This window comes from Streptomyces sp. NBC_01775 (assembly GCF_035917675.1).
In the GTDB taxonomy this organism is placed as follows: Bacteria; Actinomycetota; Actinomycetes; order Streptomycetales; family Streptomycetaceae; genus Streptomyces.
The window spans coordinates 3880899-3906102 of sequence record NZ_CP109104.1 but is presented as its reverse complement, the minus strand read 5'-3'; the positions used below and the strand labels follow the sequence as shown (position 1 = coordinate 3906102).

Here is a 25204-nt window from a genome sequence, read left to right as displayed (position 1 = left end):
CAAGATCCTGCCGCATCCGGGTGACGAAGAGGTAGCGGGTCCCCACAAGGGGGAGGCCCCGAAAGCACGAGCGGGCCCGGGGGAGTGCCCGGGCCCGCTCGTGGAGTGCCGCGACCGCGGAACGGCAGGGGAAACGGAAGGTGCGCGCCGCCGCTAGCGCGCTTCGGCCAGCAGCTTCTGGACGCGCGAGACGCCCTCCACCAGGTCCTCGTCACCCAGCGCGTAGGAGAGCCGCAGATAGCCCGGGGTGCCGAACGCCTCGCCCGGTACGACCGCGACCTCGACCTCCTCCAGGATCAGCGCGGCCAGCTCCACGCTGGTGGCGGGCCGCTTGCCCCGGATCTCCTTGCCCAGCAGGGCCTTGACCGAGGGGTAGGCGTAGAAGGCGCCCTCGGGCTCGGGGCAGAGCACCCCGTCGATCTCGTTGAGCATCCGGACGATGGTGCGCCGCCGCCGGTCGAACGCCTCGCGCATCGCGGCGACCGCCTCCAGGTCGCCGGATACGGCGGCCAGCGCGGCGACCTGCGAGACGTTGCTGACGTTCGAGGTGGCGTGCGACTGGAGGTTGGAAGCCGCCTTGACCACGTCCTGCGGGCCCAGGATCCAGCCCACCCGCCAGCCCGTCATGGCGTACGTCTTCGCCACGCCGTTGACGACCACGCACCTGTCGCGCAGCTCGGGCACCACGGCCGGCATCGAGGTGAACTCGGCGTCCCCGTACACCAGGTGCTCGTAGATCTCGTCGGTGAGCACCCACAGCCCGTGCTCGACGGCCCAGCGGCCGATCTCCTCGACCTGCTCGCGCGGGTAGACGGCGCCGGTCGGGTTGGAGGGGGACACGAAGACCAGCACCTTGGTCTTCTCCGTGCGCGCGGCCTCCAACTGCTCGACCGTCAGCCGGTATCCGGTCGTCTCGTCCGCCACGACCGGCACGGGGACGCCGCCGGCCAGCCGGATCGACTCCGGGTAGGTGGTCCAGTACGGCGCCGGGACGATGACCTCGTCGCCCGGGTCGAGCAGCGCGGCGAACGCCTCGTAGATGGCCTGCTTGCCACCGTTGGTGACGAGCACCTGGGACGCCTCGACCTCGTATCCGGAATCCCGCAGCGTCTTCGCGGCGATGGCGGACTTCAGTTCGGGCAGTCCGCCTGCCGGGGAGTACCTGTGGTTCTTGGGGTCCCGCGCGGCGGCGACGGCGGCCTCGACGATGTAGTCGGGTGTCGGGAAGTCCGGCTCGCCGGCTCCGAACCCGATCACGGGGCGCCCGGCGGCCTTGAGCGCCTTCGCCTTGGCGTCGACGGCCAGCGTCGCGGACTCGGAGATCGCGCTGATACGGGCCGAGAGACGTCGCTCGGAGGGGGACTGTGCAGAGGGGGTCGCAGCGGTCATACACGCATGTTCCCAGACCGCCGGAGCCGGGGGCACCGGGGTTCGGGCACGGCACCGCAGCATCCTGTTCGACGCCCGCGCGCTGAGCACGTACACTCACACGTCGTTGGCCTTCACTCATCACTCAGAGCGCGCGCGCCATGCGACTGTCTGTATGCGGTAGGTTGAAGGAACCACAAAGGGTCGTAGCTCAATTGGCAGAGCACTGGTCTCCAAAACCAGCGGTTGTGGGTTCGAGTCCCTCCGACCCTGCTACACACACGTCGCGAGGTGTGTGCCTGCGTACGCATCTCTGCGTACGTTCCGAAATGCACTGAATTGCACCGCCGTGCGGCCGGGCCGGACGCCGCAGGGCCACGACCCGGATCAGGTGAGGACGAGTGACGGAGATCACGGACACCACCGAGGTCCCTGAGCCCGGAGGGTCGTCCGAGGGCAACAAGCCTCGTAAGGGCGGAAAGCGGGCGAAAAAGGGGCCACTGGCTCGCCTTGCGCTTTTCTACCGCCAGATCGTCGCGGAGCTTCGCAAGGTTGTCTGGCCGACTCGGCAGCAGCTCTCCACGTACACCTCCGTGGTGATCGTTTTTGTCGTCATCATCATCGCTTTGGTGTTCGTGATTGACTATGGGTTGTCAGAAGCAATGAAGTACATCTTCAGCTGACCCTCCCGCGGAGCCCCGCTCGCGGGGCTTTCCGCATGTACGACCCCTTGAAGCCAGGAAGAAGCAGCCACCGTGTCTGAGCCGAACCTGAACGATGCCGTCGAGCCCGAGGAGGGTGACGACACGGCGCGTGACATCGTCGAGGCGGCGGACAGCAGCGTCGACCAGGCCGAAGCTGCTGACGCCGCCGCGGGCCTGCCCGCCGAGGAGGCGGCCATGGGCGTCGAGTCCGACGCCGTCGCCGAGACCGCCGAGGACGCCCAGGCCCAGGCCGCCGCTGAGGACACCGTCGCCGAGGACGCCGAGGGCACGGTGACCGAGGACGTCGAAGGCGCCGTCGACGAGGACGCCGAGGCGGCCGAAGCCGATGAAGCTGCCGAGGCCGACGGGGAAGCCCCCGCCGAAGAGGAAGAAGAGCCGGTCGACCCCGTCGCCCAGCTCCGCGAGGAACTGCGCTTCCTGCCCGGCGAGTGGTACGTCATCCACACCTACGCGGGCTACGAGAACCGTGTGAAGACCAACCTTGAGCAGCGCGCCGTCTCGCTCAACGTCGAGGACTTCATCTTCCAGGCCGAGGTGCCGCAGGAAGAGGTCGTCCAGATCAAGAACGGCGACCGCCGCACCGTCCGCCAGAACAAGCTCCCCGGCTACGTCCTGGTGCGGATGGACCTGACCAACGAGTCCTGGGGCGTCGTCCGTAACACCCCCGGCGTCACCGGCTTCGTCGGCAACGCCTACGACCCCTACCCGCTGACCCTCGACGAGATCGTCAAGATGCTCGCGCCGGAGGCCGAGGAGAAGGCCGCCAAGGCCGCCGCGGCCGACGAAGAGGGCAAGCCGGCGGGCGGTCCCGGCCGCAAGGTCGAGGTCCAGGTGCTCGACTTCGAGGTCGGCGACTCGGTCACCGTCACCGACGGCCCCTTCGCCACCCTCCAGGCGACGATCAACGAGATCAACGCCGACTCGAAGAAGGTCAAGGGTCTGGTCGAGATCTTCGGCCGCGAGACCCCGGTCGAGCTGAGCTTCGACCAGATCCAGAAGAACTAGGACGCTGCTGCTTTGACCTGGGTGGATGCACCGATCCGCCCAGGTCGCCCAGGCACGTCCCACTCTGACGGGGCTCGATGGCCCACTCGGCTTCTGGAATGAACCGGGCGTATGAGGCGGCTGCCCGGCCCCGTGGGTGAATTGCAGCTGGCGTGTCATCTTCCGCCACTCGCCTGACAGGCGCTGTCGTTGCTCCCCTCAACTGGAAGAGCGACATACCTCACAGCAAACTCTTGGTCGTGGAGCTGGGGGAGCCGGCCCATGCCCATGATCACCTTCAGCGCGGTATCGCGGATGTCGGTGGGTTGAACACCACGGAGCGTCACCGGCAGCCGGAGCGCATGTATGCCTGGTGGACACACATCCGTGGTCTCCCTCCCGTTCGCTTCGCGCAGCGCCTCCTGCGGGTCCCTCCACCTCCCGGCTCCACTGGATCTGGTCGTGGACCGACAGAGCGCCCGTGCCGGCCTGACCGATGATTCCCGCCGCCCCTCCGGAATTTCACCCTTCCTTTCCTTCTGAGAAAGTGATCGCTCCGTACGGAGCCTGTGGTGCCGCCGACCGGATACGTTCCGATTGAGAGGAGCAGGCCCAACTGCGGTGGAAGAACCGTCGGTTGCGGCAGGACGTGGAGGTCCTTGCCGCTTCCCCGTGCGCCGCTGGTCAGGCCCCCCGGTCCTGCACCCGCCCGCGCGGCGTCCTTCCGTGTGCCCTCTCAGGGAGAATTTGTATTGCTCCCATCGGTCTTGAAATGCATCTGTTTTCGGACCGGAATTCCCATGCAGCGGAGCATGTCCCGTAACCGCTTTCGTGCCGGTCGACAAAGGGCCGCCGACCGGTTTCTCCTCCAGGAACAGCGGCGTGGAGGAGCGGGGGCGGAAGCTGGAGCTGGTGATCGCTGGCGGCTCCGGGACGCCGGTGGCCGCCCGGCTCCGGCCGCTCGGCGGGCGAGACGTTTTTGCCCGGGGGACACCTCGTACGGGCCGCCAGAGTGCGGCACCGTGGTTGTACGGCGGCCCCTCGGTATCCAACGGCGGCAGGGAGCGGGCAGCAGGCCGTAACACCAGCTTTCGAGCAGGTCGGGGAGGCTCCGCCAGCCCTCTGACCTGCTCGGTTTCAAGCCCCACGTTGGTACCGGCTATCGTTGTGCGGTATGCCTCCGCCCGGGTGAAGGGTGGAGGGCGAATCACCTCTCACCAGGACCCGGAGAGAACATGCCTCCCAAGAAGAAGAAGGTCGCGGGGCTGATCAAGCTCCAGATCCAGGCCGGTGCCGCCAACCCGGCTCCGCCGGTCGGTCCGGCGCTGGGTCAGCACGGCGTCAACATCATGGAGTTCTGCAAGGCGTACAACGCCGCGACCGAGTCGCAGCGTGGCTGGGTGATCCCGGTGGAGATCACGGTCTACGAGGACCGCTCCTTCACCTTCATCACCAAGACGCCGCCGGCCTCGAAGATGATCCTCAAGGCTGCCGGTATCGAGAAGGGCTCCGGCGTTCCGCACACCAACAAGGTCGCAAAGCTCACCCGCGACCAGGTGCGTGAGATCGCCACCACCAAGATGCCCGACCTCAACGCCAACGACATGGACGCCGCCGAGAAGATCATCGCCGGTACCGCCCGTTCCATGGGTGTGACCGTCGAAGGCTGACCGTTCGCGGTCCCCGGCACGTCCCGTATCGCCGTGGCAGGGCCAAGCGCTGGCCCGTACCACGACTCCAACTGTCAGGAGAAGCAGTGAAGCGCAGCAAGACTCTCCGCGAAGCGGACGCGAAGATCGACAAGACGCGTCAGTACGCGCCCCTGGAGGCCGTCCGCCTCGCCAAGGAGACCGCCACGAAGAAGTTCGACGCGACCGTCGAGGTCGCCCTGCGCCTGGGTGTCGACCCGCGCAAGGCCGACCAGATGGTCCGCGGCACCGTCAACCTCCCGCACGGCACCGGTAAGACCGCCCGGGTCCTGGTCTTCGCGACCGGCGACCGTGCTGCGGCAGCGGAGGCCGCTGGCGCCGACATCGTCGGCTCCGACGAACTGATCGAGGAGGTCGCCGGCGGCCGTCTCGACTTCGACGCCGTCGTCGCGACCCCGGACCTCATGGGCAAGGTCGGCCGTCTCGGCCGCGTGCTCGGTCCGCGTGGTCTGATGCCGAACCCGAAGACCGGCACCGTCACCCCGGATGTCACCAAGGCCGTCACGGACATCAAGGGCGGCAAGATCGAGTTCCGCGTCGACAAGCACGCCAACCTGCACTTCATCATCGGCAAGGCGTCCTTCGACGAGACGCAGCTCGTCGAGAACTACGGCGCGGCCCTTGAGGAGATCAACAGGCTGAAGCCCGCGGCGGCGAAGGGCCGGTACGTCAAGAAGGCCACCTTCACCACCACCATGGGCCCGGGCATCCCGGTCGACGGCAACCGCACCCGCAACCTCCTCACCGAGGAGGACCCGGCGGCGGTCTGATCCGAAGGCCGATCCGTCGGCCGGCCGGATGGCATCAGGGCCGGTGCCCGCTCCTCATCAGGGGGCGGGCACCGGCCTTCGCCGTTTCCGCGGGGTGCGCGCCGCCCGGCTGGGTGGAACCCGGCCCACGGGGTATTTCGTCTTGCACGTTGCGTAAGGTGCGGCTGAAGAAACCTTGGGGTCAGAGTCCAGTTCGGAATCGGGGGCATTCCCGTGCAGAAGACACGAATAGCGGCGGCGGCAGCGGGCGTGGTGCTGACGGCGGGCCTCACGGCCTGTGGCGGCAGCGACAGCGGGGGAGACGGCGGCAGCGGCGGCGGTGGATCGAAGGCGGGCGGCTCGCCCCTCCAGGGCACGCTCGTAGAGCTGCGCAAGGCGTCCACTGCGACCGAGAAGCAGCAGTCCGCGAAGGTCGACGGCGTACAGAAGCAGACCACGCCCCAGGGCGACATGAGCTCCGACCTCAAGGGCGTCATGGACTGGTCCGAGGGCGGAGTGACCGGCGACATCGAGGTCACCCAGTCCGGCAGCGCCACCAAGGGCTCCCCGATGGGCAACAAGCCCATGACGGTGCGCTACGCCAAGGACGCCATGTACGTGAACATGGGCGACGAGTTCGCCTCCACCGCCGGCAAGGGCAAGCACTGGATCAAGTACGACTACGACGTGCTCGCCGAGAAGGCGGGTGCCTCCGGCGCGTTCATGAAGGACCAGCTCCAGAACAACAACCCCGCCCGCTCCGTCCAGCTGCTCCTGGCCAGCAAGAAGGTCAAGCAGGTCGGCAGCGAGCAGGTGCGCGGCAAGAAGGCCACCCACTACTCCGGCACCGTCAAGGTCTCCGAGCTGGCCAAGATGCAGTCCAAGGACCTGAGCGAGAAGGAACTCCAGCAGTTGCAGCAGCAGCTGGAGCAGACCGGCATGACCACCGAGAAGATCGACCTGTGGGTCGACGACCAGGACCTGCTGGTCAAGAAGCGGGAGACCGCCAAGAGCACCAAGGGCCAGGGCGACCTGGACTCCACGGTCTACTACTCGGACTACGGCACCGAGGTCAACGTCGAGGACCCCTCCTCCTCCGACGCCATGGACTTCACCGAGCTGACCGGCGGCCAGAGCTGACCCGCTCCCGAGGCTGAACCGAGCCGGAGCCGACGGCCCCTGGGTGGATTTGCCGCTCAAGGGGCCGTTCGCGTACTCTCAACGGGAAGCCAAAGACCGCTGGTCGTCGTCGTGCGCATACGGAGTGCACGGTGACCGAAGGATCCGCTCACCGCGGACGGCCCGCGCAGGTGACTGAGGAAGAACTCCCCTGGTGCTCCACGCACTTCGGTCGAGCTGACGCCCCATGCGCCTGCGCTGGGGCGTTTGTTGTGTTCAGCCCCTTCCGAGCGGTCCTCATCACCCGGAAGGAGGCCGAGGCTCATGGCAAGGGATCAGGTCGCGCCCGACAAGATCGACGCCGTTGGTGAGATTACGGACAAGTTCCGTAACTCCAGCGCCGCTGTGGTCACCGCGTACACCGGGCTGTCCGTGGCCCAGCTCAAGCAGCTGCGCCGCTCGCTCGGTGAGAACGCTCAGTACCGTGTGGTGAAGAACACGCTGACCAAGATTGCGGCCAACGAGGCCGGGATCAACGAGCTGGACGAGTTCCTCACGGGCTCTTCGGCTGTCGCCTTCGTGACCGGTGACCCGGTCGAGGCGGCGAAGGGTCTTCGTGACTTCGCCAAGGACAACCCCGCCCTCGTGATCAAGGGCGGCATCGTCGACGGCGCGCTGTACGGCGCCGACGACCTGAAGAAGCTCGCGGACCTCGAGTCCCGCGAGGTGCTGCTCTCCAAGCTGGCCGGTGGCATGAAGGCGTCCATGGCCAAGGCCGCGGCGACCTTCCAGGCCCCGCTCACGAAGTTCGTCCGCACCGCGGACGCGCTTCGCAGCAAGGTCGAAGAGCAGGGCGGTGCCGACACTCCGGCTCCCGCCGAGGCCGAGTCCGAGTAACCAACTCGCGCACCCGGTCGCAGCGGGCCCGTAAGCCCGCCGACATATTGATCCGGCACCCGCCGACTTATTGGAAGGACCAGCACCATGGCGAAGCTCAGCCAGGATGACCTGCTTGCCCAGTTCGAGGAGATGACCCTCGTCGAGCTGTCCGACTTCGTGAAGAAGTTCGAGGAGAAGTTCGACGTCGAGGCCGCCGCGCCGGCCGCCGCCGTCGTCCAGGCCCCGGGTGGCCCCGCCGCGACCGAGGCCGTCGAGGAGCAGGACGAGTTCGACGTCGTCCTCACCGGCGCCGGCGACAAGAAGATCCAGGTCATCAAGGTCGTGCGTGAGCTGACCTCGCTGGGTCTGAAGGAGGCCAAGGAGCTCGTGGACGGCACCCCGAAGCCGGTCCTCGAGAAGGTCGCCAAGGACGCCGCCGAGAAGGCCAAGGAGTCCCTCGAGGCTGCCGGTGCCTCCGTCGAGGTCAAGTGAACCTGGCTCACCGAGTCACCGACGCGATGACTTCCTGAGTCACCGGGTCACGCGCTCCTACCCCGAGAGGGTGGGGGAGCAGCGAAGGGCGATCACCCACACGGGTGGTCGCCCTTCGGCGTCGCTGTGACGCTTGCGCCGTCCGCAGGCACTGGCGGGTATGGTGATCTTCGTTGCCCCTGGGGGCCTTGACGAACGGCACGCAGCGCGCAATTCTCGGGACGCGTCGTCACATCGATCCTGGATTCGAGGCATGGATCGAGAGCGAAGCGGGAAGTGTTGCGGCAGGCGAGAAGTGCCGCAGTCGAGCGTGGTCCGCCCCGGCGTATCGAGGCCGTTGGGACGGTGGTGGAAACGAGAAGAACAACCGCAGGAGGTGGAGACCGGGGCGTGAGCCGGTTTCCTGAAATCCGCTCTGGACATCAGTGGGCCTTGTGGCTACACTGACCCTTTGCGCTGCCTTTTAGCTGCCCCCTGCCCGTCACCAGGGGCACCGGTATGCGTGTAGAGAGTCCGAGCCCTCGGAAGGACCCCCTCTTGGCCGCCTCGCGCACCGCCTCGACTGCCAATTCGAACAACGGCGCCAGCACTGCCCCGCTGCGTATCTCTTTTGCGAAGATCAAGGAGCCCCTCGAGGTTCCGAACCTTCTCGCGCTCCAGACCGAGAGCTTTGACTGGCTGCTCGGGAACGACGCCTGGAAGGGTCGCGTCGAGGCCGCGCTGGACAGCGGACAGGACGTCCCCACCAAGTCCGGTCTGGAAGAGATCTTCGAGGAGATCTCCCCGATCGAGGACTTCTCCGGGTCGATGTCGCTGACCTTCCGCGACCACCGCTTCGAGCCCCCCAAGAACTCCATCGACGAGTGCAAGGAGCGCGACTTCACGTACGCGGCTCCGCTCTTCGTCACCGCCGAATTCACCAACAACGAGACCGGCGAGATCAAGTCCCAGACGGTCTTCATGGGCGACTTCCCGCTCATGACCAACAAGGGCACCTTCGTGGTCAACGGCACCGAGCGTGTCGTCGTCACACAGCTCGTCCGCTCGCCGGGTGTCTACTTCGACAGCTCCATCGACAAGACGTCCGACAAGGACATCTACTCCGCCAAGATCATCCCGTCCCGGGGCGCCTGGCTGGAGATGGAGGTCGACAAGCGCGACATGGTCGGCGTGCGCATCGACCGTAAGCGCAAGCAGTCCGTGACCGTACTGCTCAAGGCGCTCGGGTGGACGACCGAGCAGATCCTCGAGGAGTTCGGCCAGTACGAGTCCATGCGCGCCACCCTGGAGAAGGACCACACCCAGGGGCAGGACGACGCGCTGCTCGACATCTACCGCAAGCTGCGTCCGGGTGAGCCCCCGACCCGTGAGGCCGCGCAGACGCTGCTGGAAAACCTCTACTTCAACCCGAAGCGGTACGACCTGGCCAAGGTCGGCCGGCACAAGGTCAACAAGAAGCTCGGCGGCGACGAGCCGCTGAACTCGGGCGTGCTCACGACCGCCGACGTCATCGCGACGATCAAGTACCTGGTCAAGCTGCACGCCGGTGAGACGGAGTCCACCTCCGCCGAGGGCGACACGATCGTCATCGAGACCGACGACATCGACCACTTCGGCAACCGCCGCCTGCGCAACGTCGGCGAGCTGATCCAAAACCAGGTCCGTACGGGTCTCGCCCGTATGGAGCGCGTCGTCCGTGAGCGGATGACCACCCAGGACGTCGAGGCGATCACGCCGCAGACGCTGATCAACATCCGGCCGGTCGTCGCCTCCATCAAGGAGTTCTTCGGCACCAGCCAGCTGTCCCAGTTCATGGACCAGACGAACCCGATCTCCGGGCTCACCCACAAGCGCCGTCTCAACGCGCTCGGCCCGGGTGGTCTGAGCCGTGAGCGGGCGGGCTTCGAGGTCCGTGACGTGCACCCCTCGCACTACGGCCGCATGTGTCCGATCGAGACGCCGGAAGGACCGAACATCGGTCTGATCGGCTCGCTGGCCTCCTACGGGCGGGTCAACGCGTTCGGCTTCGTCGAGACGCCGTACCGCAAGGTGACCGAGGGTGTCGTCACCGACGAGGTGAACTACCTCACGGCCGACGAAGAGGACCGCTTCGTGATCGCCCAGGCGAACGCGCCCCTCACCGAGGAGATGCGCTTCGCCGAGGACCGGGTGCTGATCCGCCGCCGTGGCGGCGAGGTCGACCTGATCCCGGGCGACGACGTGGACTACATGGACGTCTCGCCGCGCCAGATGGTGTCGGTCGCGACCGCCATGATCCCCTTCCTGGAGCACGACGACGCCAACCGCGCGCTGATGGGCTCGAACATGATGCGGCAGGCCGTGCCGCTCATCAAGAGCGAGTCTCCGCTGGTCGGCACCGGTATGGAGTACCGCTGTGCGGTCGACGCCGGCGACGTGATCAAGGCCGAGAAGGACGGTGTCGTCCAGGAGGTCTCCGCCGACTACGTCACGGTGGCCAACGACGACGGCACGTACAACACCTACCGCGTCGCCAAGTTCACCCGCTCCAACCAGGGCACCTCCTTCAACCAGAAGGTGCTCGTGGACGAGGGCGCCCGCGTCGTCGAGGGTCAGGTGCTGGCCGACGGCCCGTCCACCGACGAAGGTGAGATGGCGCTCGGCAAGAACCTGCTCGTGGCGTTCATGCCGTGGGAGGGCTACAACTACGAGGACGCGATCATCCTCAGCCAGCGCCTGGTGCAGGACGACGTCCTCTCCTCGATCCACATCGAGGAGCACGAGGTCGACGCCCGCGACACCAAGCTCGGCCCGGAGGAGATCACCCGGGACATCCCGAACGTCTCCGAAGAGGTCCTCGCCGACCTGGACGAGCGCGGCATCATCCGTATCGGCGCCGAGGTCGAGGCGGGCGACATCCTCGTCGGCAAGGTCACCCCGAAGGGTGAGACCGAGCTGACCCCCGAGGAGCGGCTGCTGCGCGCGATCTTCGGTGAGAAGGCGCGCGAGGTCCGGGACACCTCGCTGAAGGTGCCGCACGGCGAGACCGGCAAGGTCATCGGCGTCCGCGTCTTCGACCGCGAGGAGGGCGACGAGCTTCCCCCGGGCGTCAACCAGCTCGTGCGGGTCTACGTCGCGCAGAAGCGCAAGATCACCGACGGTGACAAGCTCGCTGGCCGGCACGGCAACAAGGGCGTCATCTCCAAGATCCTGCCGGTCGAGGACATGCCGTTCATGGAGGACGGCACCCCGGTCGACGTCATCCTCAACCCGCTGGGTGTCCCGTCCCGGATGAACCCGGGCCAGGTCCTGGAGGTCCACCTCGGCTGGCTGGCCTCCCAGGGCTGGAAGGTCGAGGGCTCCGAGGAGTGGATGGAGCGTCTGGCCGAGATCGGCGCGGACGAGGTCGCCCCCGGGACCAACGTCGCCACGCCCGTCTTCGACGGTGCCCGTGAGGACGAGATCTCCGGACTCTTCGAGTCCACGGTCCCGAACCGCGACGGCGAGCGGATGGTGCAGCCCTCCGGGAAGGCCCACCTGTTCGACGGCCGCTCCGGGGAGCCGTTCCCGGCTCCGATCTCCGTCGGCTACATGTACATCCTCAAGCTTCACCACCTGGTCGACGACAAGCTGCACGCGCGCTCGACCGGTCCGTACTCCATGATCACCCAGCAGCCGCTGGGTGGTAAGGCCCAGTTCGGCGGGCAGCGCTTCGGCGAGATGGAGGTGTGGGCGCTGGAGGCGTACGGCGCCGCTTACGCCCTCCAGGAGCTGCTCACCATCAAGTCCGACGACGTCACCGGCCGCGTGAAGGTCTACGAGGCCATCGTCAAGGGCGAGAACATCCCCGAGCCCGGCATCCCCGAGTCCTTCAAGGTGCTCATCAAGGAGATGCAGTCGCTCTGCCTCAATGTCGAGGTGCTGTCCTCGGACGGCATGTCGATCGAGATGCGTGACACCGACGAGGACGTCTTCCGCGCGGCGGAGGAGCTCGGCATCGACCTGTCCCGGCGCGAGCCGAGCAGCGTCGAAGAGGTCTGACGGGTCCGGCCGGGGGCCGCTGACCAGCGGCTCCCGTCCCTCCCGCGACCCCGTTCAGACCCCATTGACACACAACCCTGAGAGGGATTGACGAGAGTGCTCGACGTCAACTTCTTCGACGAACTGCGAATCGGCCTGGCCACCGCTGACGACATCCGTCAGTGGTCCCACGGCGAGGTCAAGAAGCCGGAGACCATCAACTACCGCACCCTCAAGCCCGAGAAGGACGGACTCTTCTGCGAGAAGATCTTCGGCCCCACCCGGGACTGGGAGTGCTACTGCGGCAAGTACAAGCGCGTCCGCTTCAAGGGCATCATCTGTGAGCGCTGCGGTGTCGAGGTCACCCGCGCCAAGGTGCGCCGTGAGCGGATGGGCCACATCGAGCTTGCCGCGCCTGTCACCCACATCTGGTACTTCAAGGGCGTTCCCTCCCGGCTGGGCTACCTGCTGGACCTCGCCCCGAAGGACCTGGAGAAGGTCATCTACTTCGCGGCGTACATGATCACGTACGTCGACGAGGAGCGCCGTACGCGCGACCTGCCCTCCCTGGAGGCGCACGTCGGCGTGGAGCGTCAGCAGATCGAGCAGCGCCGCGACGCCGACCTCGAAGCCCGCGCCAAGAAGCAGGAGAGCGACCTGGCCGAGCTGGAGGCCGAGGGCGCCAAGGCGGACGTGCGCCGCAAGGTGCGCGAGGGCGCCGAGCGCGAGATGAAGCAGCTCCGCGACCGCGCCCAGCGTGAGATCGACCGCCTCGACGAGGTGTGGAGCCGCTTCAAGAACCTCAAGGTCCAGGACCTGGAGGGCGACGAGCTGCTCTACCGCGAGCTGCGCGACCGCTTCGGCACCTACTTCGACGGCTCCATGGGCGCCGCTGCTCTGCAGAAGCGCCTGGAGACCTTCGACCTGGACGAGGAGGCCGAGAAGCTCCGCGAGGTCATCCGCACCGGCAAGGGCCAGAAGAAGACCCGCGCGCTCAAGCGCCTCAAGGTCGTCTCCGCGTTCTTGCAGACCAGCAACAGCCCCAAGGGCATGGTGCTGGACTGCGTGCCGGTCATCCCGCCGGACCTGCGTCCGATGGTGCAGCTGGACGGTGGCCGCTTCGCGACCTCCGACCTGAACGACCTGTACCGCCGGGTCATCAACCGGAACAACCGTCTGAAGCGTCTGCTGGACCTCGGTGCGCCCGAGATCATCGTGAACAACGAGAAGCGGATGCTCCAGGAGGCCGTCGACGCCCTGTTCGACAACGGCCGCCGCGGCCGTCCGGTCACCGGGCCTGGCAACCGTCCGCTGAAGTCGCTGTCCGACATGCTCAAGGGCAAGCAGGGCCGCTTCCGGCAGAACCTGCTCGGCAAGCGCGTCGACTACTCGGCCCGTTCCGTGATCGTCGTCGGCCCGCAGCTCAAGCTGCACCAGTGCGGGCTGCCGAAGGCCATGGCGCTGGAGCTGTTCAAGCCGTTCGTGATGAAGCGCCTGGTGGACCTGAACCACGCGCAGAACATCAAGTCGGCCAAGCGCATGGTCGAGCGCGGTCGCACGGTCGTCTACGACGTCCTCGAAGAGGTCATCGCGGAGCACCCGGTGCTTCTCAACCGCGCACCGACCCTGCACCGCCTCGGCATCCAGGCCTTCGAGCCGCAGCTGGTCGAAGGCAAGGCCATTCAGATCCACCCGCTCGTGTGCACCGCGTTCAACGCGGACTTCGACGGTGACCAGATGGCCGTGCACCTGCCGCTGTCCGCGGAGGCGCAGGCCGAGGCCCGCATCCTGATGCTGTCCTCGAACAACATCCTCAAGCCCGCCGACGGCCGTCCCGTGACGATGCCGACGCAGGACATGGTGCTCGGGCTGTTCTTCCTCACCACCGACGAGGAGCAGCGCGAGACGTTCGGCGACGGGCGCTCGTTCAACTCCACCGCGGAAGCGATCATGGCGTTCGACGCCGGGGAGCTGTCTCTCCAGGCGAAGATCGACATCCGCTTCCCGGTCGGCACCACCCCGCCCCTGGGCTGGACGCCGCCGGTGCCGGAGGAGGGCGAGCCGGAGTGGCAGCCGGGCGACGGCTTCCGGCTGCGCACCTCGCTGGGCAGCGCGCTCTTCAACGAGCTGCTGCCCGAGGAGTACCCGTACGTCGACTACACCGTGGGCAAGAAGCAGCTCTCCCAGATCGTCAACGACCTGGCCGAGCGCTACCCCAAGGTCGTCGTCGCGGCGGCGCTGGACAACCTGAAGTCGGCCGGTTACTTCTGGGCGACCCGTTCGGGTGTGACCATCGCGATCTCCGACGTCATCGTTCCCGACTCCAAGCCGGAGATCATCGCCGGCTACGAGGCGCAGGACGAGAAGGTCCAGAAGCAGTACGAGCGCGGTCTGATCACCAAGGACGAGCGTACGCAGGAACTGATCAACATCTGGACCAAGGCGACCAACGAGGTCTCCGAGGCGATGAACGCCAACTTCCCGAAGACGAACCCGATCTTCATGATGGTGGACTCGGGCGCCCGAGGGAACATGATGCAGATGCGTCAGATCGCCGGTATGCGCGGTCTGGTGTCCAACGCGAAGAACGAGACCATCCCGCGGCCGATCAAGGCGTCGTTCCGTGAGGGTCTCTCCGTGCTGGAGTACTTCATCGCCACGCACGGTGCCCGTAAGGGTCTCGCGGACACCGCCCTGCGTACCGCGGACTCGGGTTACCTGACCCGTCGTCTGGTCGACGTCTCCCAGGACGTGATCATCCGCGAGGAGGACTGCGGCACCGACCGCGGCCTCAAGCTGTCGATCGCGACCAAGGGCGCCGACGGCATCCTGCGCAAGGACGAGGACGTCGAGACCAGCGTGTACGCGCGCTGCCTCGCCGAGGACATCGTCGTCGACAGCAAGGTGCTGGCCCCGGCCGGTACCGACCTGGGCGACGTGCTCATCGACGAGCTGGTCCGCCACGGCGTCGAGACTGTCAAGACCCGTTCGATCCTCACCTGCGAGTCGCAGGTCGGCACCTGCGCCATGTGCTACGGGCGCTCGCTGGCCACCGGCAAGCTGGTCGACATCGGCGAGGCCGTCGGCATCATCGCGGCCCAGTCGATCGGTGAGCCCGGCACCCAGCTGACGATGCGTACCTTCCACACCGGTGGTGTGGCCGGTGACGACATCACGCAGGGTCTGCCGCGTGTGGTCGAGCTGTTCGAGGCCCGTACGCCCAAGGGCGTCGCGCCGATCTCGGAGTCGGCCGGCCGGGTCCGTATCGAGGAGACGGAGAAGACCAAGAAGGTCGTCGTCACCCCGGACGACGGTTCGGACGAGACCTCCTACAGCGTCTCCAAGCGCGCCCGGCTGCTGCTCAAGGAGGGCGACCGCGTCGCCGTCGGCGAGCGCCTCACGATGGGTACGGAGAACCCGCACGACGTGCTCCGCATCCTCGGTCAGCGCGCCGTCCAGGTGCACCTGGTGGGCGAGGTCCAGAAGGTCTACAACTCGCAGGGCGTGTCGATCCACGACAAGCACATCGAGATCATCATCCGGCAGATGCTGCGCCGCGTGACGATCATCGAGTCCGGCGACGCGGAGCTGCTGCCGGGCGAGCTGGTGGAGCGGACGAAGTTCGAGGGTGAGAACCGGCGCGTGGTGCAGGAAGGCGGCCACCCGGCCTCCGGACGCCCGCAGCTCATGGGTATCACCAAGGCGTCGCTGGCCACCGAGTCGTGGCTGTCGGCGGCGTCCTTCCAGGAGACGACCAGGGTCCTGACCGACGCGGCGATCAACGCCAAGTCGGACTCCCTGATCGGCCTCAAGGAGAACGTCATCATCGGTAAGCTCATCCCGGCCGGTACGGGCCTGTCCCGCTACCGCAACATCCGGGTCGAGCCGACCGAGGAGGCCAAGGCCGCGATGTACTCGGCCGTCGGATACGACGACATCGACTACTCGCCCTTCGGCACGGGCTCCGGCCAGGCGGTTCCGCTGGAGGACTACGACTACGGTCCGTACAACGCCTGACAGCTGTACGCTCGACGGCATGACGCCTGACGGGTCCTCGGATTCGTACTTGGGGCGGCCACCCTTCGCGGGTGGCCGCCCTTTGGCCGTTTTCGCTCGCACTGAACCGGCCACGAAGCGCCTGCGTCATGGATGATGGAGAGCTAAGGGCAAGCGAGCCGGGAGGTGGGGGGCAGTGGCGTTCGGACCGTGGAACCCCGAAGGGGTTCCGACCCAGGGGGATCAGCAGCTCGGTGCCATGCGTGCGTCGCACTCGGACCGGGAACGGACGATCGATGTGCTCAAGGCCGGATTCAGCGAGGGCAGGCTGGGGCAGCCCGAGTACGAGCAGCGGTTGTCGAGGGCGACGCAGGCGCTGACGTACGCGGAGCTGAATGTGCTCATCGCGGATCTGCCGCAGGGGCCGATGGCGATGCCTCGGCCGCAACAGCAGCTTCAGCCGCAGACCCAGTACCCGCCTGTGGCGCGTACGTTCCTGCCCGCGCAGCCTCCGCCGAGGACCAACGGGACCGCCATCGGCGCGCTGGTCTGCGGGATCCTGACGCCCGTGTACGGGCTTACGGCCATCCCCGCGGTCATCCTGGGGCACAAGGCGAGGGCGGAGATCAACAAGAACGGCGAGGAGGGCGCGGGGCTGGCGACGGCGGGCCTGGTGCTGGGGTGGCTGGCCATCGGATTCGCCCTCATGCTCATCCTCGTGGTGGGCGTCGCGTCGGCCTGACCGACGACGTGCGCCCCTGGCGCTCTTCTTCTCGCAGGTCGGGGGCGCTATGGTGGCCGGTCCATTTGTTTTGACCCCAGCCGGTGAGGTAGGTACCCTCAGACCTTGTGCCTGGGGTGTCCCCTGCGCTGTTGTCTCCCCGCGAGAGCGGTGAATGTCCGCGCAGCTGGTGATACCGGGATCTGCATGCTTCTCACCACGGAGAAGTCTTCCGCCTTCGGCGGAGACCTGCAGTCTTCGACACACCCGACCTCGTGGGTCGGACTGTGGCCCAGGTTAGCTTTACCGAGACGGCACACAGAAACCGGAGAAACGGTGCCTACGATCCAGCAGCTGGTCCGGAAGGGCCGGCAGGACAAGGTCGAGAAGAACAAGACGCCCGCACTTGAGGGTTCGCCCCAGCGCCGTGGCGTCTGCACGCGTGTGTTCACGACCACCCCGAAGAAGCCGAACTCGGCCCTGCGTAAGGTCGCGCGTGTGCGTCTGACCAGCGGGATCGAGGTCACCGCCTACATTCCGGGTGAGGGCCACAACCTCCAGGAGCACTCCATCGTGCTCGTGCGTGGTGGCCGTGTGAAGGACCTGCCGGGTGTTCGGTACAAGATCATCCGCGGCTCCCTCGACACGCAGGGCGTCAAGAACCGCAAGCAGGCTCGCAGCCGCTACGGCGCCAAGAAGGAGAAGTAAGCATGCCTCGTAAGGGCCCCGCCCCGAAGCGCCCGGTCATCATCGACCCGGTCTACGGCACTCCTTTGGTGACGTCCCTCATCAACAAGGTGCTCCTGAACGGCAAGCGCTCCACCGCTGAGCGCATCGTTTACGGCGCCATGGAGGGCCTGCGCGAGAAGACCGGCAACGACCCGGTCATCACGCTCAAGCGCGCGCTGGAGAACATCAAGCCGACCCTTGAGGTCAAGTCCCGCCGTGTCGGCGGTGCCACCTACCAGGTGCCGGTCGAGGTCAAGCCCGGCCGCGCCGCCACTCTCGCGCTGCGCTGGCTCGTCGGGTACTCCCGCGCCCGCCGCGAGAAGACCATGACCGAACGCCTCATGAACGAGCTGCTCGACGCCTCCAACGGCCTGGGCGCAGCCGTCAAGAAGCGTGAGGACACGCACAAGATGGCCGAGTCCAACAAGGCCTTCGCGCACTACCGCTGGTAGTCGCAGACCCCATCGAGACCGAGAGAAGACTGAAGCCTTATGGCTACCACTTCACTTGACCTGGCCAAGGTCCGCAACATCGGGATCATGGCCCACATCGACGCGGGCAAGACGACGACCACCGAGCGGATCCTTTTCTACACCGGTCGTAGCTACAAGATCGGTGAGGTCCACGACGGCGCAGCCACGATGGACTGGATGGAGCAGGAGCAGGAGCGCGGCATCACGATCACGTCTGCCGCGACGACCACTCACTGGCCGCTCAACGACGTCGACTACACCATCAACATCATCGACACCCCTGGCCACGTCGACTTCACCGTCGAGGTGGAGCGTGCGCTTCGCGTGCTCGACGGTGCTGTGACGGTGTTCGACGGGGTGGCCGGCGTCGAACCGCAGTCCGAGACTGTGTGGCGGCAGGCCGACCGTTACGGCGTCCCGCGCATCTGCTTCGTCAACAAGCTGGACCGCACCGGCGCCGAGTTCCACCGCTGCGTCGACATGATCGTGGACCGCCTGGGTGCGGTGCCGCTGGTCATGCAGCTGCCGATCGGCACCGAGGCGGACTTCAAGGGCGTCGTCGACCTGGTGCAGATGAAGGCACTCGTCTGGTCCCCCGAGGCGAAGATGGGCGAGATGTACGACACCGTCGACATCCCGGACACCCACGCCGAGGCGGCCGAGGAGTGGCGCGGCAAGCTGCTCGAATCCGTGGCGGAGAACGACGAGGAGATGATGGAGCTGTACCTGGAGGGCCAGGAGCCCACCCAGGACCAGCTCATGGCGGCGATCCGTCGCGTCACCCTCGCCTCCACCGGCGCCGAGGGCACGATCACCGTCACCCCGGTGTTCTGCGGCACCGCGTTCAAGAACAAGGGCGTGCAGCCCCTCCTGGACGCGATCGCCCGGTACCTCCCGGCTCCGATCGACGTCGAGGCCGTCGAGGGCCAGTCCCCGAAAAACGCCGACGAGATCATCAAGCGTCGGCCCTCCGAGGACGAGCCGATGTCGGCGCTGGCATTCAAGATCGCCAGCGACCCGCACCTCGGCAAGCTCACCTTCCTGCGCGTCTACTCCGGCCGTCTGGAGACCGGCACCCAGGTGCTGAACTCCGTGAAGGGCCGCAAGGAGCGCATCGGCAAGATCTACCGCATGCACGCGAACAAGCGTGAGGAGATCGAGTCGGTGGGTGCCGGCGACATCGTCGCCGTCATGGGTCTGAAGCAGACCACCACGGGTGAGACGCTCTCGGACTCGTCGAACCCGGTGATCCTCGAGTCCATGGACTTCCCGGCCCCGGTGATCGAGGTCGCCATCGAGCCGAAGTCCAAGGGCGACCAGGAGAAGCTGGGCGTCGCGATCCAGCGGCTGTCCGAGGAGGACCCGTCCTTCCAGGTCAAGACCGACGAAGAGACCGGCCAGACGATCATCTCGGGTATGGGCGAGCTGCACCTCGATGTGTTCGTCGACCGTATGAAGCGCGAGTTCAAGGTCGAGGCGAACGTCGGTAAGCCGCAGGTGGCCTACCGCGAGTCGCTCCGCAAGAAGGTCGACAAGGTCGATTACACCCACAAGAAGCAGACCGGTGGTTCCGGTCAGTTCGCGAAGGTGCAGATCTCTGTCGAGCCTCTTGAGGGTGACGGCTACGAGTTCGTCAACCAGGTGACCGGTGGCCGTATCCCGCGGGAGTACATCCCGTCCGTGGACGCCGGCTGCCAGGAGGCCATGGAGTTCGGCGTACTGGCGGGCTACCCGCTGACCGGCGTCCGTGTGACGCTGCTCGACGGTGCCTTCCACGATGTCGACTCCTCCGAGATGGCGTTCAAGATCGCGGGTTCGATCGCGTTCAAGGAAGCCGCCCGGAAGGCCAGCCCGGCCCTGCTGGAGCCGATGATGAAGGTCGAGGTGACGACGCCCGAGGACTACATGGGCGACGTGATCGGGGACATCAACTCCCGCCGCGGCCAGATCCAGGCGATGGAGGACCGCGGCAACGCCAAGCTCGTCATCGGCCTGGTACCGCTGTCGGAGATGTTCGGCTACGTCGGAGACCTGCGCAGCAAGACCTCCGGTCGCGCCAACTACTCCATGCAGTTCGACTCCTACGCGGAGGTTCCCAGGACCGTCGCCGAGGAGATCATCGCGAAGGCCAAGGGCGAGTAACAGACCCACACTCACCCTTTAGGCTGGAGCAAAGGCATTCGGGGCACTCCGGCACAGACCGTACGGACATCCGTGCGGCTGTGCCGGGGCCGCCCCGGCCGCCCGCCCATCCCAGCGAACAGGTCAAGGGCATCCCCCTCGGGGTCCTGATCTGTTCGGTACGACCACCTGAACCCCTCCGCAAACTGTGGAGGGTGTACAGCACCAGTCCACAGGAGGACCCCAGTGGCGAAGGCGAAGTTCGAGCGGACTAAGCCGCACGTCAACATCGGCACCATCGGTCACATCGACCACGGCAAGACCACTCTTACCGCGGCGATTACCAAGGTGCTGCACGACGCGTACCCGGACCTGAACGAGGCTTCGGCCTTCGAGAACATCGACAAGGCGCCCGAAGAGCGCCAGCGCGGCATCACGATTTCCATCGCGCACGTCGAATACCAGACGGAGAACCGTCACTACGCCCACGTCGACTGCCCGGGTCACGCGGACTACATCAAGAACATGATCACCGGTGCTGCCCAGATGGACGGCGCCATCCTCGTGGTCGCCGCCACCGACGGCCCGATGCCGCAGACCAAGGAGCACGTGCTCCTGGCCCGCCAGGTCGGCGTCCCGTACATCGTCGTCGCGCTGAACAAGGCCGACATGGTGGACGACGAGGAGATCATGGAGCTCGTCGAGCTCGAGGTCCGTGAGCTTCTCTCGGAGTACGAGTTCCCGGGCGACGAGGTTCCGGTCGTCAAGGTCTCGGCGCTCAAGGCGCTCGAGGGCGACAAGGAGTGGGGCGAGTCCATCGTCAAGCTCATGTCCGCCGTCGACGACGCGATCCCGCAGCCGGAGCGCGACGTTGAGAAGCCCTTCCTCATGCCGATCGAGGACGTCTTCACGATCACCGGTCGCGGCACGGTCGTCACCGGCCGTATCGAGCGCGGTGTGCTGAAGGTCAACGAGACCGTCGACATCATCGGCATCAAGGACACCAAGACCACCACCACGGTGACCGGCATCGAGATGTTCCGGAAGCTGCTGGATGAGGGTCAGGCCGGTGAGAACGTCGGTCTGCTGCTTCGCGGCATCAAGCGCGAGGACGTCGAGCGCGGCCAGGTCATCATCAAGCCGGGCTCGGTCACCCCGCACACGGAGTTCGAGGCGCAGGCGTACATCCTGTCGAAGGACGAGGGTGGCCGTCACACCCCCTTCTTCAACAACTACCGCCCGCAGTTCTACTTCCGCACCACCGACGTGACCGGCGTCGTGACCCTCCCCGAGGGCACCGAGATGGTCATGCCGGGCGACAACACCGAGATGAGCGTCCAGCTCATCCAGCCGGTCGCCATGGAAGAGGGCCTCAAGTTCGCCATCCGTGAGGGTGGCCGCACCGTGGGCGCCGGCCAGGTCACCAAGATCACCAAGTGACCTGTCGCTGCGCGTAACGCGTTCAGCTTCGGCGCTCGGTGCTTCGGCACCGGCGCTCCGGCTGGAAGAGGGTCCGTACGGCTTTGCTGCCGTGCGGGCCCTCTTTGCGTGCGCTCTTTTGTGTGGGCCATTTTGGGCCGCGGGCCTTGGGCGGCGTGCACCATTTTGGCCGCGGGCCTTGGGCGGCGCGGACCGGGTCAGGTCTGACGCCAATTTTCTGTCCACGCCTGCGGCACGGTCGAGTGCCCAGGGTCAGGCTGGGATCGGCCGCAGGGCGAACAGGGAAGGTCTGGCACGTACGGCAGCTTGCTGTTCTGGTCCTGGCGGGCGTCACGATCGCAGTCCTCGGCGCGCTGATCCCGGTGAGGTCGGCAGCGCGCCTCACCCCCTCGCCAAGGTGCTGCACAACGAATAGTCCTCCCTCTGCGCCCTACTCCCGTGGGACCGGACCGGCCAGTCCGTTCTCCCAGGCCCAGGCGGCGATACCCACCCGGTTACGGGCCTTCAGCTTCGCCTGGACGTTGGCGATGTGGGTCTTGGCGGTGCCGGCCGAGATGAAGAGCTTCTCGCCGATCTCGGCGTTGGTGAGGCCCTCGGCGACCAGCCGGGCGATCTCGCCCTCCCGGGCGGTGAGAGGCGACTGGGCCGTGGGCGCTGCCGGGGCGGGGGCAGGGGCGAGGGTCTGGAGCAGCCGGACCGTGATCTGAGGGCTGATGAGGATGTCCCCGGCCATCGCCGCCCTGACCCCCTCGATCAGCAGCCCGGGACCCGAGCGCTTGAGCAGGAACCCGCAGGCGCCGTCGTGCAGTGCCGTGCGTACGTAGTCGTCGTGGTCGAAGGTGGTGACGACGAGGACACGCATCGGGTCGGGTACGCCGGGGCCCGCGAGGCGCCGGGTGAGTTCGAGGCCGTCCAAGCCCGGCATCCGGATGTCGGCGAGGATCAGGTCAGGGCGCAGGGTGCGGGCGAGGTCAACGGCGGTGAGGCCGTCCGCCGCCTCGCCGACCACGGTCATGTCGGGCTGCGAGCCGAGAATCAGGCGGAAGCCGCTGCGTACGTCCTCCTGGTCGTCGGCGATCAGGATGCGGGTCGGGCCGAGCGGCGTCGTCATGGGGTCTCTTCCGGGAGCGTGGCAGGCAGGACGGCGGTGAGCTGCCAGCCGCCGTCGCCGTGCGGCCCCGCCGAGAGGGTTCCGCCGAGGGCCTGGGCGTGCTCGGTGAGAGCGGGGAGGCCGAGGCCGCCCCGGGAGACGCGGCGGCGGGCCGGGGCGGGGCGGGTACCGCGGTCGTTGGTGACCCGGATCTCCACAGTGGTGGCAGTGGGCATGAACGCGACGGTGGCGCGGGAGGCGTCGGGGGCGTGCCGGCGGATGTTGGTCAGCGCCTCGACGACGATGCGATACGCGGCGGAGCCCGCCTCACGGGAGAGCGACTCCGTGACCAGGGGAGGCAGGTCCAGATGCGCCTTGGTGGCTCCCGCCGAGGTGAAGTTCTCTATCAGGGACCGCAGTTGGGACACATCGGGGAGCGGCTCGGTGGCGGGTGCCTTCGGACCGTGCAGCATCTGTACCGTCCGGTCCATCGCGGCCAGGGCGCTCAGGCCCGCCTTCTCGATGCGTTCCAGGGCGAGCACCGCCTGGGAGGGGTCGGTGGCGGCGACGAAGCGGGCCGCCTGGGCCTGGACGACGATCCCGCTGATGTCATGGGCGACGAAGTCGTGCAGGTCGCGGGACAGCTGAAGACGCTGGGCGCTGCGGGCCTCGGCCACCGCGCTCCGGCGACGCAGTTCCTGGCGGCGGGGGTAGGCGCCGGCCGCCACCGCGGCGGCTACGGGAAGCAGCCAGAAGGTGGCTATTCCGATGGATTCCAGGAAGGACTCACCGGCGACCAGCGGCAGTGGCCAGAGGGTCACCGCGAGGGCGGTCAGTGGGAGGGCCGACTTGAGTTCGCGCAGGGGTGACCAGCGGGTGACCATGGCCAGGAGGAGCAGCAGGACGGCGGTCTCCGCCAGCTTCCAGCCGGAGCCGGAACCAGCCTTCGGCAGGGCGAAGCTGGTGATCAGGGAGAGGACCGCGCAGACCGTGGTCGGGCGGGCGAGGCGGCCGAGCCGCTGACGAACCGCGGCACGGGGGCGGGCAACGGCCCACAGCAGCGTGCCCGTGGCCGCGAGCGACGGCAGAGCGCCAAGCGCTGTGACGGCCGGGCCGGTTGATTCCCACATGGTGATCAGCGTACGAGTGTGCGATGTGGCGGGGCTCTCCGCCGAACGGCACAGAAGGGCCGGGCGGCGGCGCGATCTTTGTGCCGATCGGCGGATGGGATCGCGGGGGCGCCAGGGGTGAAGCTTGAGCCGTTCAACCGACCGGCAACACAAACACCCTCCAGAACACGGGAGTTCACCATGCGCAACACCGCAATCGGCGCTACGGCAGCCGTCGCCGTCCTCGCCGGGCTGGTCACTTCCGGGCCCGCTCCCACAGCCCGGGCCGCGTCAGTCGAGAAGAAGCCGACGAAGACCGCGAGCGTCCATGGGAAAGCGCGAATCTCCTACATAGAGTCGATCAACGACGACATCCGCTTCACCATCCATGCTGAACAGACGCCGTTCACCCGGCCGGTGCCCCCCAAGGCCCCCGAGGGACTGTCCACAGATGCCCGGGGCACGCTGAAGTTCTCCCACACCCCCCGGGGCGGAGCCACGGGGTGGGCGGAGGCGCGGGTGGACTGCCTGGTCACCAGCGGCCGGACGGCGACCCTGACCGCGATCGTGACGAAGTCGAACGTCGAGGACGTCGGCGCCCGGCTGGGCATCAGTGTCCAGCAGGGCGGCAAGGGCGAGCCGGACCGGCTCGGCTTCTCCTGGGGGGTGGTGAACGTCGACCCAGGGAACGTTGATGAGAACGGCCGGCCCGTAAGGCCGCAGGCCGGTACGTGCATGGCTCCCGCACCGTTCACGACCGTGGTCAAGGGCGGCTTCAAGGTGGTCCACGCCGAGATCACCAAGTCTCCCGCGCAGCCCGAGGCGGCGATCCGCCGTGGCTGACACCCTGGTCGCCGGGACGCTCGTCACGGCCGCACCCCAAGTCCCCCGTTCCGTCCGCCTGGCGGCGTACGCCGCCGCGCTGACCCTGGTGCCTTCCGGGCTGTGGCGCATCGCCATCGCCCTGGGCTGGGACTCCGGATTCACCGACGAGTTCCTTCGCCCGGGAAACTTCCCCGGCGCCGGGTCCTTCTACCTCATCGGCCTCAGCCTGCTGGCCGAGGCACTCGGACTGCTCACCCTGGGCCTGGTCCACAGCTGGGGCGAGGAATTCCCGCACTGGGTACCGGCCCTGGGCGGCCGGACAATCCCCGTAATGGCGGCGGTGATACCCGCCTCGCTCGGCGCGGCGCTCGTCATCCTCATTACGGTCGCCGGTGCGTTCACCTGGAACGACGCGGACAACATGAGTGCCGCCGGATCCCCCGAAGGCGGCCACTACTGGCTGATGACCGCCTGCTATCTCCCCCTGCTGGCCTGGGGCCCGCTGCTCGCGGTAGTCACGGCGGCCTACTACCGCCGCCGGCATCGGGGTCGGGGCTGCTGAGTCCCGCCGTCCGCAGGTCCTGGACCTCCCGGATCGGTCGTGGCGCACCGGGACGTGGGGGGCCACGCTCCAGTGGGCGGCTCCTGTTCAACGGCGCGGAATTGTACGGCTTGT

At 67.3% G+C, this 25204-nt stretch carries 19 protein-coding genes and 1 tRNA gene; 17 read left to right on the top strand and 3 right to left on the bottom strand.

The window, feature by feature from the left end:
• Positions 1 to 153: 153 nt before the first annotated feature.
• Positions 154 to 1389: a pyridoxal phosphate-dependent aminotransferase gene (locus OHB04_RS17370; RefSeq protein ID WP_326807761.1), complete on the bottom strand. Its 1236-nt coding sequence runs from the start codon at positions 1387 to 1389 to the stop codon at positions 154 to 156.
• A 179-nt stretch (positions 1390 to 1568) separates the two neighbouring features.
• On the opposite strand from OHB04_RS17370, the gene OHB04_RS17365 reads away from it, so the two are divergent.
• From OHB04_RS17365 to tuf, 15 genes are all read left to right on the top strand, one after another.
• Positions 1569 to 1641, top strand: a tRNA-Trp gene (locus OHB04_RS17365).
• A gap of 128 nt (positions 1642 to 1769) precedes the next feature.
• Complete coding sequence (secE, locus tag OHB04_RS17360; RefSeq protein WP_405805051.1) at positions 1770 to 2051, top strand: preprotein translocase subunit SecE; 282 nt, start codon at positions 1770 to 1772, stop codon at positions 2049 to 2051.
• A 72-nt stretch (positions 2052 to 2123) separates the two neighbouring features.
• Positions 2124 to 3098: a transcription termination/antitermination protein NusG gene (gene nusG, locus OHB04_RS17355; RefSeq protein ID WP_326688603.1), complete on the top strand. Its 975-nt coding sequence runs from the start codon at positions 2124 to 2126 to the stop codon at positions 3096 to 3098.
• A 1214-nt stretch (positions 3099 to 4312) separates the two neighbouring features.
• A complete protein-coding gene (gene rplK, locus OHB04_RS17350) occupies positions 4313 to 4747 on the top strand; it encodes a 50S ribosomal protein L11 (RefSeq protein ID WP_326688602.1) in 435 nt (144 codons plus the stop codon).
• Between the two features lie 86 nt (positions 4748 to 4833).
• Positions 4834 to 5556, top strand: coding sequence for a 50S ribosomal protein L1 (gene rplA / locus OHB04_RS17345; protein WP_326688601.1), 723 nt, complete (start codon positions 4834 to 4836; stop codon positions 5554 to 5556).
• A gap of 213 nt (positions 5557 to 5769) precedes the next feature.
• Entirely contained in the window at positions 5770 to 6675 is a 906-nt protein-coding gene (locus tag OHB04_RS17340) for a hypothetical protein (RefSeq protein ID WP_326688600.1), read from the top strand.
• A 303-nt stretch (positions 6676 to 6978) separates the two neighbouring features.
• Entirely contained in the window at positions 6979 to 7551 is a 573-nt protein-coding gene (rplJ, locus tag OHB04_RS17335) for a 50S ribosomal protein L10 (RefSeq protein ID WP_326688599.1), read from the top strand.
• Between the two features lie 87 nt (positions 7552 to 7638).
• The gene (gene rplL, locus OHB04_RS17330) at positions 7639 to 8025 is read left to right on the top strand and encodes a 50S ribosomal protein L7/L12 (protein ID WP_326688598.1); all 387 of its coding nucleotides are present in this window, start codon (positions 7639 to 7641) and stop codon (positions 8023 to 8025) included.
• Between the two features lie 537 nt (positions 8026 to 8562).
• Positions 8563 to 12045, top strand: a complete 3483-nt coding sequence (rpoB, locus tag OHB04_RS17325) for a DNA-directed RNA polymerase subunit beta (RefSeq protein ID WP_326688597.1) — start codon at positions 8563 to 8565, stop codon at positions 12043 to 12045.
• A 96-nt stretch (positions 12046 to 12141) separates the two neighbouring features.
• Positions 12142 to 16041 (top strand): DNA-directed RNA polymerase subunit beta', encoded by a 3900-nt coding sequence (locus OHB04_RS17320; RefSeq protein WP_326688596.1) that lies wholly within the window; start codon positions 12142 to 12144, stop codon positions 16039 to 16041.
• A gap of 238 nt (positions 16042 to 16279) precedes the next feature.
• Positions 16280 to 16762, top strand: coding sequence for a DUF1707 and DUF4190 domain-containing protein (locus OHB04_RS17315; RefSeq protein ID WP_326692780.1), 483 nt, complete (start codon positions 16280 to 16282; stop codon positions 16760 to 16762).
• Between the two features lie 315 nt (positions 16763 to 17077).
• A complete protein-coding gene (rpsL, locus tag OHB04_RS17310; RefSeq protein WP_003948652.1) occupies positions 17078 to 17449 on the top strand; it encodes a 30S ribosomal protein S12 in 372 nt (123 codons plus the stop codon).
• Between the two features lie 2 nt (positions 17450 to 17451).
• A complete protein-coding gene (gene rpsG / locus OHB04_RS17305; protein ID WP_326688595.1) occupies positions 17452 to 17922 on the top strand; it encodes a 30S ribosomal protein S7 in 471 nt (156 codons plus the stop codon).
• Positions 17923 to 17961: 39 nt separating this feature from the next.
• A complete protein-coding gene (fusA, locus tag OHB04_RS17300) occupies positions 17962 to 20085 on the top strand; it encodes an elongation factor G (protein WP_326688594.1) in 2124 nt (707 codons plus the stop codon).
• A 225-nt stretch (positions 20086 to 20310) separates the two neighbouring features.
• Positions 20311 to 21504, top strand: a complete 1194-nt coding sequence (gene tuf / locus OHB04_RS17295) for an elongation factor Tu (RefSeq protein WP_326688593.1) — start codon at positions 20311 to 20313, stop codon at positions 21502 to 21504.
• Positions 21505 to 21934: 430 nt separating this feature from the next.
• On the opposite strand, the gene OHB04_RS17290 is transcribed toward tuf, so the two are convergent.
• A complete protein-coding gene (locus OHB04_RS17290; RefSeq protein ID WP_326688592.1) occupies positions 21935 to 22615 on the bottom strand; it encodes a response regulator transcription factor in 681 nt (226 codons plus the stop codon).
• The gene (locus OHB04_RS17285; protein ID WP_326807760.1) at positions 22612 to 23724 is read right to left on the bottom strand and encodes a sensor histidine kinase; all 1113 of its coding nucleotides are present in this window, start codon (positions 23722 to 23724) and stop codon (positions 22612 to 22614) included. Before OHB04_RS17285 ends, OHB04_RS17290 begins: the two co-directional genes overlap by 4 nt.
• Before the next feature lie 180 nt (positions 23725 to 23904).
• On the opposite strand from OHB04_RS17285, the gene OHB04_RS17280 reads away from it, so the two are divergent.
• Together OHB04_RS17280 and OHB04_RS17275 are read left to right on the top strand one after the other, a co-directional pair.
• Entirely contained in the window at positions 23905 to 24546 is a 642-nt protein-coding gene (locus OHB04_RS17280; protein ID WP_326807759.1) for a hypothetical protein, read from the top strand.
• On the top strand, positions 24539 to 25090 hold the full coding sequence (locus OHB04_RS17275) for a hypothetical protein (protein ID WP_326688589.1): 552 nt from the start codon (positions 24539 to 24541) through the stop codon (positions 25088 to 25090). Before OHB04_RS17280 ends, OHB04_RS17275 begins: the two co-directional genes overlap by 8 nt.
• Positions 25091 to 25204: the final 114 nt, after the last annotated feature.

Excerpts from the sequence above, each read along its gene's own strand:
- OHB04_RS17370 (WP_326807761.1), bottom strand. The coding sequence starts at position 1,389 with ATGACCGCTGCGACCCCCTCTGCACAGTCCCCCTCCGAGCGACGTCTC.
- rplK (WP_326688602.1), top strand. The coding sequence starts at position 4,313 with ATGCCTCCCAAGAAGAAGAAGGTCGCGGGGCTGATCAAGCTCCAGATC.
- rplJ (WP_326688599.1), top strand. The coding sequence starts at position 6,979 with ATGGCAAGGGATCAGGTCGCGCCCGACAAGATCGACGCCGTTGGTGAG.
- rplL (WP_326688598.1), top strand. The coding sequence starts at position 7,639 with ATGGCGAAGCTCAGCCAGGATGACCTGCTTGCCCAGTTCGAGGAGATG.
- OHB04_RS17315 (WP_326692780.1), top strand. The coding sequence starts at position 16,280 with ATGCGTGCGTCGCACTCGGACCGGGAACGGACGATCGATGTGCTCAAG.
- rpsG (WP_326688595.1), top strand. The coding sequence starts at position 17,452 with ATGCCTCGTAAGGGCCCCGCCCCGAAGCGCCCGGTCATCATCGACCCG.
- fusA (WP_326688594.1), top strand. The coding sequence starts at position 17,962 with ATGGCTACCACTTCACTTGACCTGGCCAAGGTCCGCAACATCGGGATC.
- OHB04_RS17290 (WP_326688592.1), bottom strand. The coding sequence starts at position 22,615 with ATGACGACGCCGCTCGGCCCGACCCGCATCCTGATCGCCGACGACCAG.
- OHB04_RS17285 (WP_326807760.1), bottom strand. The coding sequence starts at position 23,724 with ATGTGGGAATCAACCGGCCCGGCCGTCACAGCGCTTGGCGCTCTGCCG.
- OHB04_RS17280 (WP_326807759.1), top strand. The coding sequence starts at position 23,905 with ATGCGCAACACCGCAATCGGCGCTACGGCAGCCGTCGCCGTCCTCGCC.